This window comes from Micromonospora sp. NPDC006431 (assembly GCF_042870725.1).
Classification (GTDB): Bacteria; Actinomycetota; Actinomycetes; order Mycobacteriales; family Micromonosporaceae; genus Micromonospora.
In genome coordinates this window covers 133,770-150,088 of sequence record NZ_JBIAHQ010000008.1, presented here as the reverse complement: position 1 = coordinate 150,088, position 16,319 = coordinate 133,770, and the positions used below count along the sequence as shown (strand labels likewise).

Here is a 16,319-nt window from a genome sequence, read left to right as displayed (position 1 = left end):
AGTGAAACGCCGATCGCTGCTGCTGGGCGGCCTCGCCGCCACCACCCCACTGCTGGCCGCCACCCCGGCCGGCGCCGCCCGCCCCGCCGGCGCGCCGAGCACGAGCCCGCTGACCAACCTCGCCCACCTGGACTTCCTCCGGCAGGACGTCACGCCGCCGCAGCAGCCCGGGCACACCACCTACCGGCTCACCGACAGCCCCGCGGTCGGGGCGCTGTGGACCTACGCCGAACCCGGGCCGGACGGCGCCTTCCGCCGGGTCGGCGGGGGCGCGTACGACCCGGACAGCGACACCTGGGGGCAGGGGGCGTACAACGCCGACGACATCTCCCGCGCCGCCGTGGTCTACCTGCGGCACTGGCGGCTGACCGGGGCCGCCGCCAGCCGGGCCGCCGCCTACCAGCTGCTGCGTGGCCTGACCTACCTGCAGACCGCCGACGGCCCGTACGCCGGCAACGTGGTGCTGTGGATGCAGCCGGACGGCACGCTCAACCCGAGCGCCGAGCCGAAGGAGCTGCCCGACCCGTCCGACAGCGACGCGTCGTACTGGCTGGCCCGGACCGTCTGGGCGCTCGGCGAGGGGTACGCGGCGTTCCGCGACACCGACCCGGACTTCGCCGGTTTCCTGCGGACCCGCCTCGACCTGGCCGTCGCCGCCGTGCAGCGCCAGGTGCTCGTCCGCTACCGGCAGTGGCAGGTCATCGACGGGGAACGTACCCCGGCCTGGCTGATCGTCGACGGTGCGGACGCCACCGCCGAAGCGGTCCTCGGACTGGCCGCCTACGTCGAAGCCGGCGGTGGCGCCACCGCCCGCCGGGCGCTGCGCCAACTCGCCGAGGGCATCGCCGCGCTCGCCGACGGTGACGTGCGGGAATGGCCGTTCGGTGCGGTGCGTCCCTGGGCGCTGTCCCGCTCGGTCTGGCACGGCTGGGGTGCGCAGATGCCCGCCGCGCTCGCCCGGGCCGCGCAGGCCCTCGGCGACCGGGCCCTGCTCGGCCCCGCCGTCACCGATGCCGCCGTGTTCACCCCGTGGCTGCTGACCTCCGGCGGCCCGGACAACGGCCGGCTGCCCACCCGCACCGACCGCACCCAGATCGCCTACGGCGTCGACTCGCGGGTGCAGTCGCTGCTCGCCGTCGCCGACGCCACCGGGCGGTCCGGCTTCGCCCAGCTCGCCGCCCTGACCGCCGCCTGGTGGTTCGGCGCCAACCCGGCCGGGACGCCCGGCTACGACCCGCACACCGGCCGGGCGATCGACGGCATCAACGGCGACGGGCAGGTCAACCGGAACTCCGGCGCCGAGTCCACGATCCACACCCTGCTCAGCATGCTCGCCCTGGACGCCCGGCCGGAACTGGCCGCCGTCGCCCGCCGCACCGAGATCGTCGAACGGGTCGGCACGCTGACCCTGGAGGCCGAGGACGCCGCCCGCCAGGGCGGCGCGACCGTGGTCAGCCCGCCGTCGGCGTGGACCGGGGAATCGCTGATCAGCGGCAGCTACGTCGAGCTGCCCGCCGGGGCTGGGCTGCGCTGGCAGCTCCCACCGGCCGACCAGCCCCGGCTGGTGCTGCCGGTGGTGGACCTGCGCCCCGGCGTGCCGGCCCGGACCGTCTGGGGTAGCGACACCGGACCGCTCGGCGAGGTCGACCACGCCCGGGTCGGCGCCCAGGGGGCCTCCCCGGCGCCGGGCGCGCTGCTGCCGGTCACCCTGCCCCGCGAACTGGCCGCCCACGACACCGAACTGACCGCGCAGGCCACCGCCGCAGGCCCGGCCACCGTCGACGCGGTCCTGCTGGAACCGCTGGTCTCCCGGCTCACCCTGGCCGGCGACGGGCACCGCACGACGCTGCTGCGCAGCGCCGCCCGGACCGCCCGGACCGTGGAGATCACCGCCGGCGGCACCGGAGCGGCCACTGTGGAGGTGTACGACGCGACCGGCGAACTCCGCTCGCGGCACACCAGCTCCGCCACCCAATTGCGGGTCACGGTCCTGTCCGGTGGGTTCACCCTGGTCCGTCGGTGACCCCGTCCACGCCGGGGTGGCCGTGGTGGCGCGGCGGTGTCTGCTACCAGGTGTACGTCCGCAGCTTCGCCGACTCCGACGGAGACGGGACCGGTGACCTGCCCGGGGTGACCGCCCGCCTGCCCCACCTGGCCTCCCTCGGCGTGGACGCCGTCTGGCTCACCCCGTTCTACCCGTCACCGATGGTCGACGGCGGGTACGACGTCGTGGACCATCGCGACGTCGACCCGCTCTTCGGCAGCCTCGCCGACCTCGACGCGCTCGTGGCCGAGGCGCACCGGCTCGGCCTGCGGGTCGTCTGCGACCTGGTACCCAACCACAGCTCGGACCGGCATCCCTGGTTCCGGGCGGCGCTCGCCGCGCCGCCGGGCAGCGCAGCCCGCCGCCGGTACGTCTTCCACCCGGTGGACAAGGACCACCCGGACCGGCCCCCCAACGACTGGCGGTCGGCGTTCGGCGGGAGCGCCTGGCGGCGGGTGCCGAGCCCGGACGGCGGGCCCGACGAGTGGTACCTGCACTTGTTCAGCCCCGAGCAACCCGACCTGAACTGGGACGACCCGCAGGTGCCGGCGGAGTACGCGGACATCGTCCGGTGGTGGCTCGACCGGGGCGTGGACGGGCTGCGCATCGACATGGCACATGCCCTGTTCAAGCACCCCGAGCTGGTCGACGCCGGCCCCGGTCAGCACACCGAGTTCCGCCGCAACCACCTGATGCCCTTCTTCGACCAGGCGCCACTGCACACGTTGTACCGGCAGTGGCGGGCCATGATCGACGCCATGCCGGGGGAGCGGGCGCTGATCGGCGAGGTGTGCCTCTTCGACGCCGACCGGCAGGCCCGCTACGTCCGCCCGGACGAGCTGCACCAGGCGTTCACCTTCGAGTTGCTGGAGTGCGACTGGTCGGCCCCGGAGTTGCGGGACACGATCGGGCGCACGCTCGAGGCGTACCTCCGGGTCGGTGCCCTCCCGGCCTGGGTGCTGAACAGCCACGACGCGGTCCGGACGGTCAGCCGCTACGGCGGGGGAGAGCGGGGGCTGCGGCGGGCCCGGGCCGCCGCGCTGCTGATGCTGGCGTTGCCCGGCGCCGCCTACGTCTACCAGGGCGAGGAGCTGGGGTTGCCGCAGGTGGACCTGCCCGACGAGGCGCTGCGCGACCCGCTGTGGGAACGCTCCGGGCGGACCCTACGCGGGCGGGACGGCTCGCGGGTGCCGATCCCGTGGACGGTCGACGGCGGCACGTACGGCTTCTCGCCCGACGGCGCCGACCCGCCGTGGCTGCCGCAGCCCGACGGCTGGGGTGCCTTGAGCGTGCAGCGGCAGACCGCCGACCCTGAGTCCACGCTGGTGCTCTACCGGTCGGCGATCCGGTTGCGTCGAGCGTTGAGCGACGGCGCGGCCGACGAGCTGACCTGGTGGGACACCGGGTCGGACGTGGTGGCGTTCCGGCGCGGCGACGGGTTCGGCTGCGCGGTCAACGTCGGCGACCAGGCCGCGCCGCTGACCGGGGTCGGCCGGGTGCTGCTGGCGAGCGCGCCGGTCCCACCGGCCGGCCGGTCCCTCCTGCTGCCGCCGGACGCCGCGGTCTGGTTCGTCCCCGCTTGACCCGCGCCGCCCTGCCGGCGACGAGCCCGCCACGACCGTCCGCCATGATGGCGGGCGACGGGTTGCCGTGGCAGTCGGGCGGAGGTGCGACTGTCGGACCCCGCCGGCAGGGACGGGAAGGAGCACGACCCGATGGGACAGCTGGTGCCGCGCGAGGCGGTGGCGTTGCTGGGACAAGCCCGGCGGGTCGTGATCTTCACCGGTGCGGGCATGTCAGCCGAGAGCGGGGTGCCGACCTTCCGCGACGCCCTCACCGGACTGTGGCAGCGGTTCGACGCCCAGGCGCTCGCCACGCCGCAGGCGTTCCGCGACGATCCGGCGCTGGTCTGGGGCTGGTACGAGTGGCGGCGCAGCACCGTCGGGCGGGCCCGGCCGAACCCGGGACACCTGGCCGTGGCCGCGATCGAGGCCCGGGTCCCGGACGGCGCCCTCGTCACCCAGAACGTCGACGACCTGCACGAACGGGCGGGCTCGCCGGCGCCGGTCCACCTGCACGGCAGTCTGTTCGCGCCGCGCTGCGTGGCCTGCGCCCACCCGACGCCGGTGCCCGCCGAGGAGGAGCCGGCGGAGGGGCGGCGGGTGCCACCGCCCCGATGCGCGCACTGCTCGGCGCCCGTCCGGCCCGGCGTGGTGTGGTTCGGTGAGGCGTTGCCGCAGGAGGCGTTGGCCGCCGCGGTCGAGGCGGCGTCCTCCTGCGACCTGCTGCTGACCGTGGGCACCTCCGGCCTGGTGTATCCGGCCGCGGAGATCCCCCAGGTGGCGGCCCGCTTCGGCGCCGCGGTGATCCAGGTCAACCCGGAGGAGACGCCGCTGGATCCGGTGGCCGACGTGAACCTGCGCGGCCCGGCCGCCCGAGTACTTCCGGCCCTGGTGGAAGCGGTGTGGGGCGGCGCCGACCCGGCGTGACACCTCCCGGCGCGCGCCGATCCGGCCCGTTGCGGGCACTGTCGACAATCCGACAGCCGCCGGGGTGAGCGCTGTGGTGATCGTTCCGCCCACGTGGACCATCGATGTGCACCTGACCTGGGCATATGTTTGATTGTGTGGCACGGAGCGGCAGTCCGATGGAGGGCCTCTGCCGCCATGCGCGACAGCGGACGGTGTCGCTTCCATGCCCGCACCGTGGCCGTCGGTACGCCCTCGGCGGCATCCCAGCCCTGGTGTTCCTCATGCCGACGGCGTCGTGGGGACGGGCCGGATTCGACGTTCATCGGCTGTCCGTCGCGTCGCAACGGACGCGCTGGCGGGATAGGAGCGCATCGTGGGAAGCATCCATGAACGGACCAGCCAGCGGGTCTACGAGTTCGCCGTCCTGGTCACCGCGCCGGTGTGTGGCGTGCTGCTGGTCGTGCTGCGGGTCCGGCCGCAGTCGGTGGAGGTGGCGATGCCCGATGTGATCAAAGTCTGCTGGGAGATCGGCCTGATCGTGGTTGGCGTCGCGGGCCTGCTCGGCATGTTCTGGCCGGGGCAACTCGGCACCGGGCTCGGCATCGAGCTCGCCGCGGTGCTGATGCTGGGCGCGATCGCCGCGATGTACGTCGTCTCCGTCCTGGTGGTCGCCGGCGCGCAGGCGGTGGTGGCGGCCTCATTCGTCGGCGCGGTGGCGATCGGCTCGTGGCTGCGCTCGATGGAGATCGTGCGGTCGCTGCGCTGGATCATCCGCATGCACCACGCCGGCATCGATCCGTGGCCGGAGACGAAGACATGATCATCGCACAGACGCCGGGCTCTCCCTACTGGGCGCAGGTTCTGATCTCGACGCTCGGACTGTTCGGTGGCGCCAGCGGCCTCGGGGTGCTCGCCACGATCGCCGTGCAACGGCGGAAGTTGAAGGCCGACACGGCCGGAGCGCTGACCGACGCCGCTCTGGCCCTGGTACAGCCGTTGCGGACCCGGGTCACCGAACTGGAGAACGAGGCGCTGGCCGTCCGGGAGGAGCTGGCGACATCCCAACGGGAGCTGCAGGAGCTGCGAGCGACGGTGTGGGATCTGACCAGGACGCTGGACCGGTGGCGGGAGGCGATCCTGGCGCCGGACGCGACCGTGCGTCGAATCCAGGCGCTCGTGACGGAGGAGGAGCGCCGGGTCCGCAACCAGCGCCGCCGCAACCCCTGACGATGCACCGTTCGCGTGCCCACTGAGGAGGCAGCCGGTCTTCACGGAGAGGGGTGAGGCGATATTTGTTAGGTAGCTTGCCTTATTAAAAGATGGCGGCTACCTTGACTGCTAGTGACGAAGGTCGATGTGCGGTGAGCGTCGCGCGCGCTTCCTGCGGCATCGCTGGGCTCCGGAGGCAGTCATGACCATCGGCGGCGTACGTCTGCTCACCACCGTCATCCTCGCCCTGGTCGGCAGCGGGGTCGCTCCGGCCGCCCCCGCGGCTCCCGCCGCGGCCGCCGTCTCCTTGGCCTCCGTCGTGCCGGCGCCGGTCACCGCCACCCCGGCCACCGGCGTCACCTACCGGGTCACCGCGGCCACGGCGATCTACACCGAGCCCGGTTCACCGGCGGTCGCGGACGTCGCCGGCCAACTCGCCGCCATCCTGCGCCGCTCCACCGGCTATCCGATGCCGGTCGTCGACGCATCGAGCCCCACCCCGGCGGACGGCATCGCGCTGCTGCTATCCGGGGCGCCGGCGAGCGTCGGCGACGAGGGCTACCAGCTGGACGTCACGACGGCGTCGATCGCGGTACGCGCCAACCAGCCGGCGGGTCTGTTCGCCGGCGTCCAGACCCTGCGTCAGCTGCTGCCCCCCGCCGTCGAGAGCGCGACGGTGCAGCCCGGGCCGTGGGAGGTGGCCGGCGGGCGCATCGTCGACCATCCGCGCTTCGCCCACCGCGGCGCGATGCTCGACGTCGCACGGCACTTCCTCCCGGTCGCCGTGGTCAAGCGGTACATCGACGAGATCGCCCTCTACAAGGTGAATCGGCTGCACCTGCACCTCTCCGACGACCAGGGCTGGCGCATCGCCGTCAACAGCTGGCCCAATCTCGCCGTCTACGGCGGGAGCACCCAGGTCGGCGGCGGCACCGGCGGGTCCTACACCCAGGACGAATACCGGCAGATCGTCGCGTACGCCGCCGCCCGGTACGTCATGGTCGTCCCCGAGATCGACATGCCGGGTCACACCAACGCGGCGCTCGCCTCGTACGCGGAACTGAACTGTGACGGTGTGGCGCCGAAGCTCTACACCGGCACGAAGGTCGGCTTCAGCTCGCTCTGCGTGAGCAAGGAGCTCACGTACACGTTCATCGATCAGGTCCTGGGCGAGCTCGCCGCGCTGACTCCCGGGCCCTACCTGCACATCGGCGGCGACGAGGCCAGCTCCACCACCGCCGCCGACTACGCCACCTTCATGAACCGGGCACAGCAGATCGTCGCCGCGCACGGCAAGACCGTCGTCGGCTGGCACGACGTCGTCAACGCCCCGATCCTGCCGTCCACCGTCGCCCAGTACTGGGGGACCACGACCTCCCACGCCGCGGTGGCGACCGCCGCCGGGAACGGCACCAAGATCATCATGTCGCCGGCCAACCGCAGCTACCTCGACATGAAGTACAACTCCCGCACCCGGCTGGGCCAGCGCTGGGCCGGCTTCATCGACGTGCAGGACGCGTACGGCTGGGACCCGGGCACCTATCTCTCCGGAGTCGGAGAGACGTCGGTGCTCGGGGTCGAGGCGCCGCTGTGGACGGAGACGATCGAGACGCTCGCCGACGTCGAATACATGGCCTTCCCGCGCCTGCCGGCGATCGCCGAGCTGGGCTGGTCGCCGGCCAGCACCCATGACTGGACGTCCTTCCAGCAGCGGCTCGGCGCCCAGGGCCCGCGCTGGCGCGTCATGGGGATCAACTACTACCACTCCACCCAGGTGTCCTGGCCCACCGGCTCCTAGCCGCCGCGCACCGCACGGCACACCGCCTTGATCAGATCGAGGAGGCCACCACCCATGTCATCGCGCCTCATCATCGACCGACCTCGCCTGCTGAACCGCCGACTGCTCGCCACGCTGCTCGCGACCCTGGCCCTCGTGGCGAGCGTCGGGCTCGTGCACGTGCCGAGCGCAAGCGCCGCCACCGTCGGCTCGACCGAACTGTCGACGGGCTGGGCGTTGCGGTCAGCCACCAACGTCACCGACCCGGGGGCGACCATCTCCCAGGTCGGCTACAGCACCGCGGGCTGGAGCCCGGTCTCGCTCCCGTCGACCGTCCTGGCCGGGCTGGTCGCCAACAACGTCTACCAGAACATCTACTTCGGTAGGAACCTGCAGTCGGTGCCCGACCTGACCGGCCAGAACTGGTGGTTCCGGGGGCAGTTCACCGCCTCGGCCGCGACCCCGGACCAGGCGTACTGGCTGCGCTTCAAGGGCATCAGCTACCGGGCTCAGATCTGGCTCAACGGCACCCAGCTCGACGCCAACGCGGTCGGCACCATGGTTGTGCACGAGTACAACGTGACGAACCTGATCCGGCCCGGCGCGTCCAACGCGCTGGCGATCCTGGTCACCCCGCCGGCCCACGACTGCAAGGACCTGTCCTTCTGCACGGTGGACTGGAACCCGGAGGCGCCCGACATGAACGCCGGGCTCTGGGGCAGAACGCTGCTGGACACCACCGGGCCGGTGGCGTTGCGGGACCCGTACGTCCGGACGGTGCTGCCGTTGCCCGCGACCAACGCCGCCGACCTCACCGTCTACGTCGACGCCCTCAACGCGACCAACGCCCCGGTCACCGCGACGGTCAGCGCCATGATCACCAAGGCCGGCTATCCCACCATCTCGGTCAGCCAGGCCGTCACCCTGACCGCCAACGAGCGCCGCGAGGTCACCTTCGACCCGGCGAGCTATCCGCAGCTGCACGTGGCCAACCCCGCCCTGTGGTGGCCCTACCAGTACGGCAGCCCGGAGCTCTACCAGCTCGCCACGTCGGCGACGGTCGCCGGTGCCACGTCGGACACCAAGTCGATCAACTTCGGCGTCCGCCAGTTCACCGACTACCGGACCACCGTCAACGGCACCTCGTTCGTCGGCTACCAGGTCAACGGGCAGAAAATCTTCTTCCGCGGTGGCGGTTACATGTGGGACATGCTGCAGCGGTGGGACAGCAGGACCAACGCCACGCACGTCCAGTACGTCAAGGACATGGGCCTCAACACGATCCGGCTTGAGGGCACTCTCGGCAACGAGGAACTCTACGACCTGGCCGACCAGGCCGGTGTCATGATCATGCCGGGGTTCGTCTGCTGCAGCGCGTGGGAGAACGACAGCACCTGGACGGCCGAGCAGGAGCAGGTGGCCAACGCGTCGCTGGAGAGCCAACTGCGGGCGTTGCGCGCCCACGCCAGCCCGTTCATGTGGAACTACGGCAGCGACCAGCCGCCGACCGCCGCCCACCTGACCATGTACAAAAACACGGCGGCCCGGCTGCACTGGCAGAACCCGACGGTGGACAACGTGGCGACCTGGTCGAACGCCAACGCCGGCATGAAGATGGACGGCCCGTACAAGTGGGAGCCGCCGGTGCTGTGGTGGGACAGCCCCACCCAGTCCGGCAGCGCGTTCGGCACCAACGCCGAGCAGGGCACCGAAGCGCCGCCGCCGCTGGAGAGCCTGCAGAAGTTCATCCCCGCCGCGGAGCTGTGGCCGATCGGGACCACCTGGAACTACCACGCCGGCAAACCCAGGAGCGTCTTCGACAACATCCAGGTCTTCACCGACGGCGTGAACAAGCGGTACGGCAGCACCACCAGCGCCGAGGACTACTCCCGCAAGTCGGAGCTGCAGAACTACGAGAACACGAGGTCGTTCTTCGAGGCGTGGAACTCGCACGAGTACAGCCAGTCGTTCGGCGTCATCTTCTGGATGCTCAACAACGCCTGGCCGGCGGTGCACTGGAACCTGTACGACTACTACTTCAAGCCCGGTGGCGGCTACTTCGGCAGCAAGAAGGCCAACGAGCCGGTCCACATCGCCTACGACTACAAGACCCGCAACGTGTACGCGGTCAACTCCACCCTGAGCGCACGCAGCGGGCTGACCGCCACGGCCAGCGTGTACAACATCCCGAACCTGACACAGGCGTACACGACGACGGTGCCGGTCACCGCGGCGGCGAACGCGTCCACGCAGGTCCTCACCCTCCCCGCGCTGACCGGCCTGTCCGCGACCTACTTCATCCGGCTGCAGCTGAAGGACTCGGCGGGCACAGTCGTCAGCAACAACCTCTACTGGTATTCCACGCAGGCCGACGCGCTGGGCAACAAGAAGAACTGGTACATGACCTCGGTCAAGACGTACGCCAACCTCACCGGGCTCAACAGCCTGCCGTCGAACCCTAGCCTGGCGGCCAGCGTGACCCGGACCGCCTCCGGCGGGCAGGAGACCGCGACCATCCGACTGACCAACAACAGCCCGACGAACATCGCGTTCTTCCTGCGACCGGAGATCACGGCCGGCAACGGGGGCAACGAGGTGCTGCCGGTGAACTACACCGACAACTACGTGTCCCTGTGGCCCGGGGAGTCGACCACCGTCACCGCGAGCTACCAGACCAGCGACCTCGGCGGGCAGGCGCCCTACCTGCGCGTTCGGGGTTACAACATCCCCACGTCGTCGATTCCGGTGCCGTAAACGACGAACGGGAGCGGGACACCCCCCGCTCCCGTTCATCCGGCCGGAGCTTCGTATCGGCCGGCATGTGCCGCAGCTCGGCTGGCCGGCCAACGCGGACGAACGACGGTGCCGGCGATCGCGCCGAGCGGGCCGGCTGCGCCCGCACGCCGTCGAGGTAGGGGAGGATCAACCCTTCACCGCCCCGGAGGCGAGGCCACCGATGAGGTAACGCTGGAACACCACCGCCAGCACCACCGGCGGCAACGCGGCGAGTACGCCGCCGGCGGCGATGAGGCCGAAGTCCACGGCGTTGCGCCCGGTGAACTCGGCGATCGCCACCGGGACCGTCTTGGCCTGGCTGGTCGAGGTGAAGATCAGCGAGTAGAGGAACTCGTCCCAGCACAACAGGAACGCGTACAGGGCGGTCGCCAGGATGCCGGGCTTGGACAGCGGCAGCATCACCCGGACGAGGGCGCCGAGGCGGCTGCACCCGTCGACCCGGGCCGCCTCCTCGAGCTCCACCGGCAGCGAACCGAAGAAGGTGCTCATGTTCCACAGGGCGAACGGGGTGGCCAGGGAGCAATAGACGACGATCAGCCCGGTGCGCGTGTCGAGCAGCCCGAAGCGCGACATGAGCAGGTAGAGCGGGATGATCAGCGCGATCGGCGGCAGCATGTAGGTGACCAGGAACGACAGCAGCGTCGCGCGGCGCAGCGGGAACCGCAGCCGGGCCAGGGCGTAGCCGCCCAGCACCCCGACGGCGAGCGAGATGACGACCGTGCCGCCCGCCACCAGGAAGCTGTTGACCATTGCGCTGCGGAACGCCGCGCCGGCGCCGGTGCCGCCACCGGCGAAAATCTCCCGGTAGCGGTCGAGGGTGACATGCTCGGGCAGCCAGCGCATCGGCCGGGAGACCAGGTCGGTCTGGCCGACGAACGAGGAGTAGAGCAGCCAGGCGAACGGCGCGAGGATCACCACGGACGTGGCGAGCGCGGCCAGGTGGATGAAGACGCGATAGCGCAGGCTCGCTCTCACGGTGACCTCAGCTCGCTGTGGCGTAGCAGCCGCAGGTAGAGCAGGGCCAGCAGGAGAATCGCGACGACGGTCAGGTACGCCAGCGACGCACCCGAGCTGAACCGCTGCGCGGAGAACGCCTGAAGGTAGGTGAAGAACGTGATCGTCTGCGTGCCGCTCGCGGGCCCGCCGCCGGTCATCACGTAGACGATGTCGAAGACCTTGAACGCCTCGATGGTGCGCAGCACCAACACCAGTGCGATGTTCGGCACCAGCAGCGGCAGCGTGATCCGGAAGAAGGCGCGGATCGGTCCGGCGCCGTCGACCCGCGCCGCCTCGTAGAGCCCGCGGGGGATCGTCTGCAACCCGGCCAGCAGGAAGAACGCCACCAGGGAGGTGTTCTTCCAGACGTCGGCCACGACCACCATGTTGAGGGCGAGGAACGGGTCGTTGCCGAGCCACGACCGGTAATCGTCCTGCAGGTGCAGCTGGGTGAGCAGCGCGTTGGCCACGCCGTACTGGGCGTTGAGGATCCACCGCCACATCGCGCCGTTGACGATGGTCGGCAGCGCCCAGGGCAGGATCACGATCGCGCGGAACAGCCAGCGCAGCCGGATCGGCGCGGCGAGCAGGTGGGCCAGCCCGAGCCCGAGGACCAGCTCGAGCGCGGTGGAGACGAGGGTGAAGTAGGTGGTGTGTCCGACCGCCGCCCACAGGCGGTCGTCGGTCAGGATCTCGGTGTAGTTGCGGAGGCCGACGAACGGGTACCGGCCGGGGAACGGGCTGTCGACGTCGTAGAACGAGATGACCAGGGCGCGTCCGGCCGGGTACAGGACCACGCCGAAGACGATGAGCGCCGCGGGTAGGAGCAGGAGCAGCGCCAATCGGGTCTGGCCGCCGCCGGCGCGCCGCGCGAACGGCCTCCGGCGCGCCGGCTGGTCTGGCCGGGTGGCCGGTGACGTGGGTGCCGGGCGCGCCGGTGGCGCGGCGCTCACGAGAGCAAGGTACGGGCTTGTTCGGCGGCGTCGTCCAGGGCCTTCTTCGGCGGCTTCCGGTTGAGCAGGGCGTTCTGCAGTTCGGCCTGCAGGATCTGGCTGATCTCGTTGTAGCGGGGCACCTGGGGTCGGGCGATGAGGTTGGCGAGCTGTTTCTTGGCCACCGGTACGACCTGCGGCAGGGTGGACGCCACGGCCGGGTCGTCGTACGACTTCGTCCAGCAGGGCAGTGAGCTCTTGGCGTACTTGTCCTGCACCCCGGCGCTGGTGATGTAACTGATGTACGTCCAGGCCGCCTTCTGGTTCCTGCTGCCGGAGCTGACCGACAGGGCCATCGAGCCGTTGACGCCCGGGGCGCTGGCCGGCCCCGACGGGGTGGTCGCCACACCGACCTTGCCGGCGATCTTCGACTGCTGGGGGTCGTTGGCGGCGTTGAACATGTAGGTCCAGTTGAGCGCCATCGCCGCCTGGCCGTCGGAGAAGATCTTGCGGACGTCCTCTTCCAGCGACTCGACCGAGTTGGGGTTGGTGAGCTTGGTGTCGAGGGTCCGCTTCATGAACTCCAGCGCCTGCAGGCCGCCGCCGGTGTTGAAGGCGATCGACTTTCCGTCGTCGGACAGGAACTTGCCGCCGAAGGCGCCCACGAGCTGGGTGTAGTCGCAGACCAGCGCCTCGGCCTGCTTCCAGCTCCAGATCAGCGGATGCTCGACGATCTTCTTGGCCTTGAGGGTCTGGGCGGCGGTGAGGACTCCGTCCCAGGTGGACAGGCTGGCCGGGTCGACGCTGGCCTTGCTGAGCATGTCGGTGTTGTAGAAGAAGTACTTCGTGTCGAGGATCCACGGCACGCCGTAGTAGCGGTCGCGGTAGGCGGCGGTGGCCAGGGCGCCGCCGAGCATGTCGCTCTTCCACTCCGCCGGGAACTGGTCGGTCACGTCGGTGACGATGCGTTTGCTGCCGAACTCGGCCGGCCAGATCACGTCGATCAGGACCACGTCGAAGGTGCTGGCGGGGGCCGCCGCGACGATCTTGTCGTGCAGCGCCTCGTAGGCGACGAAGGACGGCTCGACCTTGATCTTCGGATATTTCTTCTGGAACTCGTCGGTCATCGCACGGATGTCGTCTTCGGAATAGCCGGCCTGCTTCATGAACAGGGCCTTGATCTGGCCTTCGCCATTGCCTGCCGCGCCGCTGTCAGCGCCGGTGCCGGTGTCGGTGCCTCCACCCACGTCGCAGGCGGCGAGAAGGAGACCCGCGCCGGTGACAGCCGTCAGTTGGAGAAGTCTTCGCCTGGACAGCTCGCTCATGTTCTCCGACATGATCGCCCTCCTGGGCATTAGGTAGGCTGCTTAACAAAAACTTGTACTCGGTTCGCGATCACCGGTCAAGACCGTCGGCGCAGCATCCGGGTCAACCGGCGAAGGGGTGGTTTCCCGTTGGTCTCCGTCGACCCGTCCGGCCGGGCGGTACTGGCCGCGCTGCTCGACAGTGTGCCGATGACCCGGCCGGAACTCGCCCGCCTGACCAGCCTGTCCCGGCCCACCATCTCCGAGGTGGTCCGTCGGCTGGTCGACAGTGGCCTGATCGTCGACGCCGGCGTGCGGCGCGGCCGACCCGGCCGGGTGCCGACCTACTACCGGCTGGCGCCGACCGCCGGTTACGTGGTGGCAGTCGACGTCGGTGGGGACAACCTCCGCGTCGCGGCGGCGGACATGAGCGGGGCGCTCTGCTACGAACAGCGGCAGCCGACCCGAGCCACCGGGGCGAGCCGGGTCGCCGCGAAGGTGGCCCGGATGATCGGATCCGCGACGGAGGCGGTAGGCGACCAGCTCGGGCCGCTTCGCCGGGTCGGTGTGTCGGCACCCGGGGTCATCCACGCCGACGGTCGCACCATGTCGGTCGCCCGCAACCTCGGTGAGGAGGGTTCCTTCGACCTGATCACGCCGATCGAGGCGCGCGTCGACGCGCCCGTCGTCCTGGAGAACAACGTCAACCTCGCGGCGCTCGGCGAGCGCTGGCGGGGGCACGCCCGCGACGTCGCCACGTTCGCGTTCCTGGCCGTCGGTGCCGGCATCGGCATGGGGCTGGTCCACAACGGTGAACTGGTCCGCGGGGCGCACGGCGCCGCCGGTGAGGTGGCCTACCTGCCGCTGCCGGGCTCCGTCCCGCCCGAGCAGCGGGGCGGGCGGGGCAGGGAGCAGTTGGCGGGCGAGGCGGGGGCGTACGGCGTACTCGCGGCACTGAAGGCCCGCCCGACCTGGCCGGGCACCCGTCCGTCGTCGGTGGAGGAGCTGTTCGCCCAGGCCGCCACGGGAGTGCCCGCCGCGCGGGACCTGGTGGAGGCGGAGGCGCGGCAACTCGGCCTCACGATCGCCAGCGCCTGCGCGGTCTTCGACCCCGAACTCGTCGTACTCGGTGGGGGTGTGGGCCGCAACCCGCTGCTGCTGCCGACGGTCCGGGAGACCGTCAACGCGTACGCGCCGTTCCCGCCGCGGATAGAGACCAGCGCGCTGGGTGAGGCGGCATCGCTCACGGGGGCGCTGTTCGTCGCGCTGGAGGCCGCGCGTGCCGAACTGCTGCGCACCGTCAGCGGCCCCGACGGTGGCTGACCGGGGGGCCGAACGGCGTATCCGATGGCGGGACCGGCCACCGGATACGCCGGGATCAGGGAGACGCCGCGCCGCGACGCCCACGCGGCAGGGCCTAACCGCAGGTGCCGCCGACGACAAACCAGCAGGCCGTGTGGGGTGAGCTCTTGAAGAAGCGCAGCAGCAGGCTCCCCACCTTCTGCCGTCCCGAGTTGGACGGATGCGTACCGTCCGAGCCGAAGTCCGACCGGTCCCAGACGAGCCCGTCGGAGCGGGGCTGCAGGCCGTTGGCCCAGAGGTAGGGGCCCCAGGCCGCCCACGCCGTGGTGTTGTTGTAGTCCAGGTTGCCGGCCCGAGGATCGGAGCCACCGCCCGACATCTGGGTGATCTGCGCCTGGATCACCCACTTGACGCCGAAGCCCGTCTCATAGGCGTACGGCTCCGGGTTCAGGCCGGTGGTGGCGTAGCCGGCGTAGATCCGGCTGGAGAAGAAGACCTGCTGCAGGTTGGGATAGCGCTTCTTCAACGCCCGGAGGATGTTGCCCTGCTGGGTCACGAGTTGGTAAGCGTCGGCGTTGGTCGCGGGCAGGGACACCGACGGATTGGCGTTGGCGACCTTGACCCAGGCGACCTGGACCTGCCGCTCGGTCAGGCCGAGGGGCGCCAGTCTGGTGTCCCGGACGCGGTCGTAGTTGGCATCGGTCGGCGCATCCCAGGTGCCGGCGGTCTGGCCGCCCGCGGCGCCGTCGACGATGACCAACTTGTCGTGGTTGACCTGCGGGTCCGCGGCGGCCTGACCGATGAAGGAGAACGGCGCGCACTTCCCGCTGGCGTCTCCCGAGCAGAACTCCTGGGTGGTGTTGGACATGCCGATGGAGAGCAGGACGTACTTGCCGTTCGGGCTTGGCGCGCCGGTGGTGTCGAGCGGGCGTACGCGCAGGGCTCTGGTGACTCCGGCCGTGCGGTGAGTGTCCGGCATGGTGTTCCGGCCCGCCGGATACAGGCCGCCCTGGAAGCCGAGATAGCTGCCGGTGCCGAGGTCGTTGATGGGCTGGACGGCTGCGGCGACCGCATCGGGCATGCCGACGACAGTGGCCATCACGAAGGCGGCCAGCATCGCCAGAAGTCGCCGAACATTGATAATCATGACGATCAATCTAGGAAATAAAGCGATGATCGTCAATTCTTGCGCGTCAGCTGTTCCTGGACCGACGGCTCCCTGAGCTCCGCGGGGTTTGGCCTGCTGATCCGCCGCGCCGCGGCGCGGCCGTCCTGGTGGGCCTCCTGCAGGTGAACACCAGGCCGACCAGCAGGTGGCGGGCAGCACCATTGCCCGCCGCAATCCCGCGACCGACTCGCCCGGTAACGGCCAGGCAGCTCACCGCCGTCCGGTTCGGGCTAGCCGCCACTCCCGCGCCCGAGTCGGGAGATTCATCCTGCTCGCCGATGTTCCTGCGCTGTTCAGCTGCGGACCAACTGGGATCCGCC

Annotated in this window: 12 protein-coding genes; 8 read left to right on the top strand and 4 right to left on the bottom strand. The window is 70.8% G+C overall.

What is annotated here, in order from left to right:
• Position 1: 1 nt before the first annotated feature.
• The 7 genes from ACFYM6_RS16495 (at position 2) to ACFYM6_RS16465 (ending at position 10,255) form a co-directional block, all read left to right on the top strand.
• Complete coding sequence (locus tag ACFYM6_RS16495) at positions 2 to 2,023, top strand: hypothetical protein (RefSeq protein ID WP_387276235.1); 2,022 nt, start codon at positions 2 to 4, stop codon at positions 2,021 to 2,023.
• On the top strand, positions 2,020 to 3,627 hold the full coding sequence (locus tag ACFYM6_RS16490; RefSeq protein ID WP_387276233.1) for a glycoside hydrolase family 13 protein: 1,608 nt from the start codon (positions 2,020 to 2,022) through the stop codon (positions 3,625 to 3,627). The genes ACFYM6_RS16495 and ACFYM6_RS16490 overlap by 4 nt, the downstream gene beginning before the upstream one ends.
• 132 nt (positions 3,628 to 3,759) lie before the next feature.
• Entirely contained in the window at positions 3,760 to 4,533 is a 774-nt protein-coding gene (locus ACFYM6_RS16485) for an NAD-dependent deacetylase (RefSeq protein WP_387276231.1), read from the top strand.
• 355 nt (positions 4,534 to 4,888) lie between these two features.
• Positions 4,889 to 5,335 (top strand): hypothetical protein, encoded by a 447-nt coding sequence (locus ACFYM6_RS16480; protein WP_387276229.1) that lies wholly within the window; start codon positions 4,889 to 4,891, stop codon positions 5,333 to 5,335.
• Positions 5,332 to 5,742, top strand: a complete 411-nt coding sequence (locus tag ACFYM6_RS16475; RefSeq protein ID WP_387276227.1) for a hypothetical protein — start codon at positions 5,332 to 5,334, stop codon at positions 5,740 to 5,742. Before ACFYM6_RS16480 ends, ACFYM6_RS16475 begins: the two co-directional genes overlap by 4 nt.
• Before the next feature lie 184 nt (positions 5,743 to 5,926).
• The gene (locus tag ACFYM6_RS16470) at positions 5,927 to 7,522 is read left to right on the top strand and encodes a beta-N-acetylhexosaminidase (RefSeq protein WP_387276225.1); all 1,596 of its coding nucleotides are present in this window, start codon (positions 5,927 to 5,929) and stop codon (positions 7,520 to 7,522) included.
• 54 nt (positions 7,523 to 7,576) lie between these two features.
• On the top strand, positions 7,577 to 10,255 hold the full coding sequence (locus ACFYM6_RS16465; RefSeq protein ID WP_387276223.1) for a hypothetical protein: 2,679 nt from the start codon (positions 7,577 to 7,579) through the stop codon (positions 10,253 to 10,255).
• Positions 10,256 to 10,423: 168 nt separating this feature from the next.
• Here ACFYM6_RS16465 and ACFYM6_RS16460 read toward each other — a convergent pair whose 3' ends face one another.
• From ACFYM6_RS16460 to ACFYM6_RS16450, 3 genes are read right to left on the bottom strand one after another with little or no spacing between them, the layout of a single operon-like run.
• The gene (locus tag ACFYM6_RS16460) at positions 10,424 to 11,272 is read right to left on the bottom strand and encodes a carbohydrate ABC transporter permease (protein WP_387276221.1); all 849 of its coding nucleotides are present in this window, start codon (positions 11,270 to 11,272) and stop codon (positions 10,424 to 10,426) included.
• Complete coding sequence (locus tag ACFYM6_RS16455; RefSeq protein ID WP_387276219.1) at positions 11,269 to 12,246, bottom strand: carbohydrate ABC transporter permease; 978 nt, start codon at positions 12,244 to 12,246, stop codon at positions 11,269 to 11,271. The genes ACFYM6_RS16460 and ACFYM6_RS16455 overlap by 4 nt, the downstream gene beginning before the upstream one ends.
• Positions 12,243 to 13,562, bottom strand: a complete 1,320-nt coding sequence (locus ACFYM6_RS16450) for an extracellular solute-binding protein (RefSeq protein WP_387276217.1) — start codon at positions 13,560 to 13,562, stop codon at positions 12,243 to 12,245. Before ACFYM6_RS16450 ends, ACFYM6_RS16455 begins: the two co-directional genes overlap by 4 nt.
• 117 nt (positions 13,563 to 13,679) lie before the next feature.
• Between ACFYM6_RS16450 and ACFYM6_RS16445 the strand changes: the two genes are divergently transcribed.
• Positions 13,680 to 14,852, top strand: coding sequence for an ROK family transcriptional regulator (locus tag ACFYM6_RS16445; RefSeq protein WP_387276215.1), 1,173 nt, complete (start codon positions 13,680 to 13,682; stop codon positions 14,850 to 14,852).
• Positions 14,853 to 14,946: 94 nt separating this feature from the next.
• Here ACFYM6_RS16445 and ACFYM6_RS16440 read toward each other — a convergent pair whose 3' ends face one another.
• Complete coding sequence (locus tag ACFYM6_RS16440) at positions 14,947 to 15,978, bottom strand: hypothetical protein (protein ID WP_387276213.1); 1,032 nt, start codon at positions 15,976 to 15,978, stop codon at positions 14,947 to 14,949.
• Positions 15,979 to 16,319: the final 341 nt, after the last annotated feature.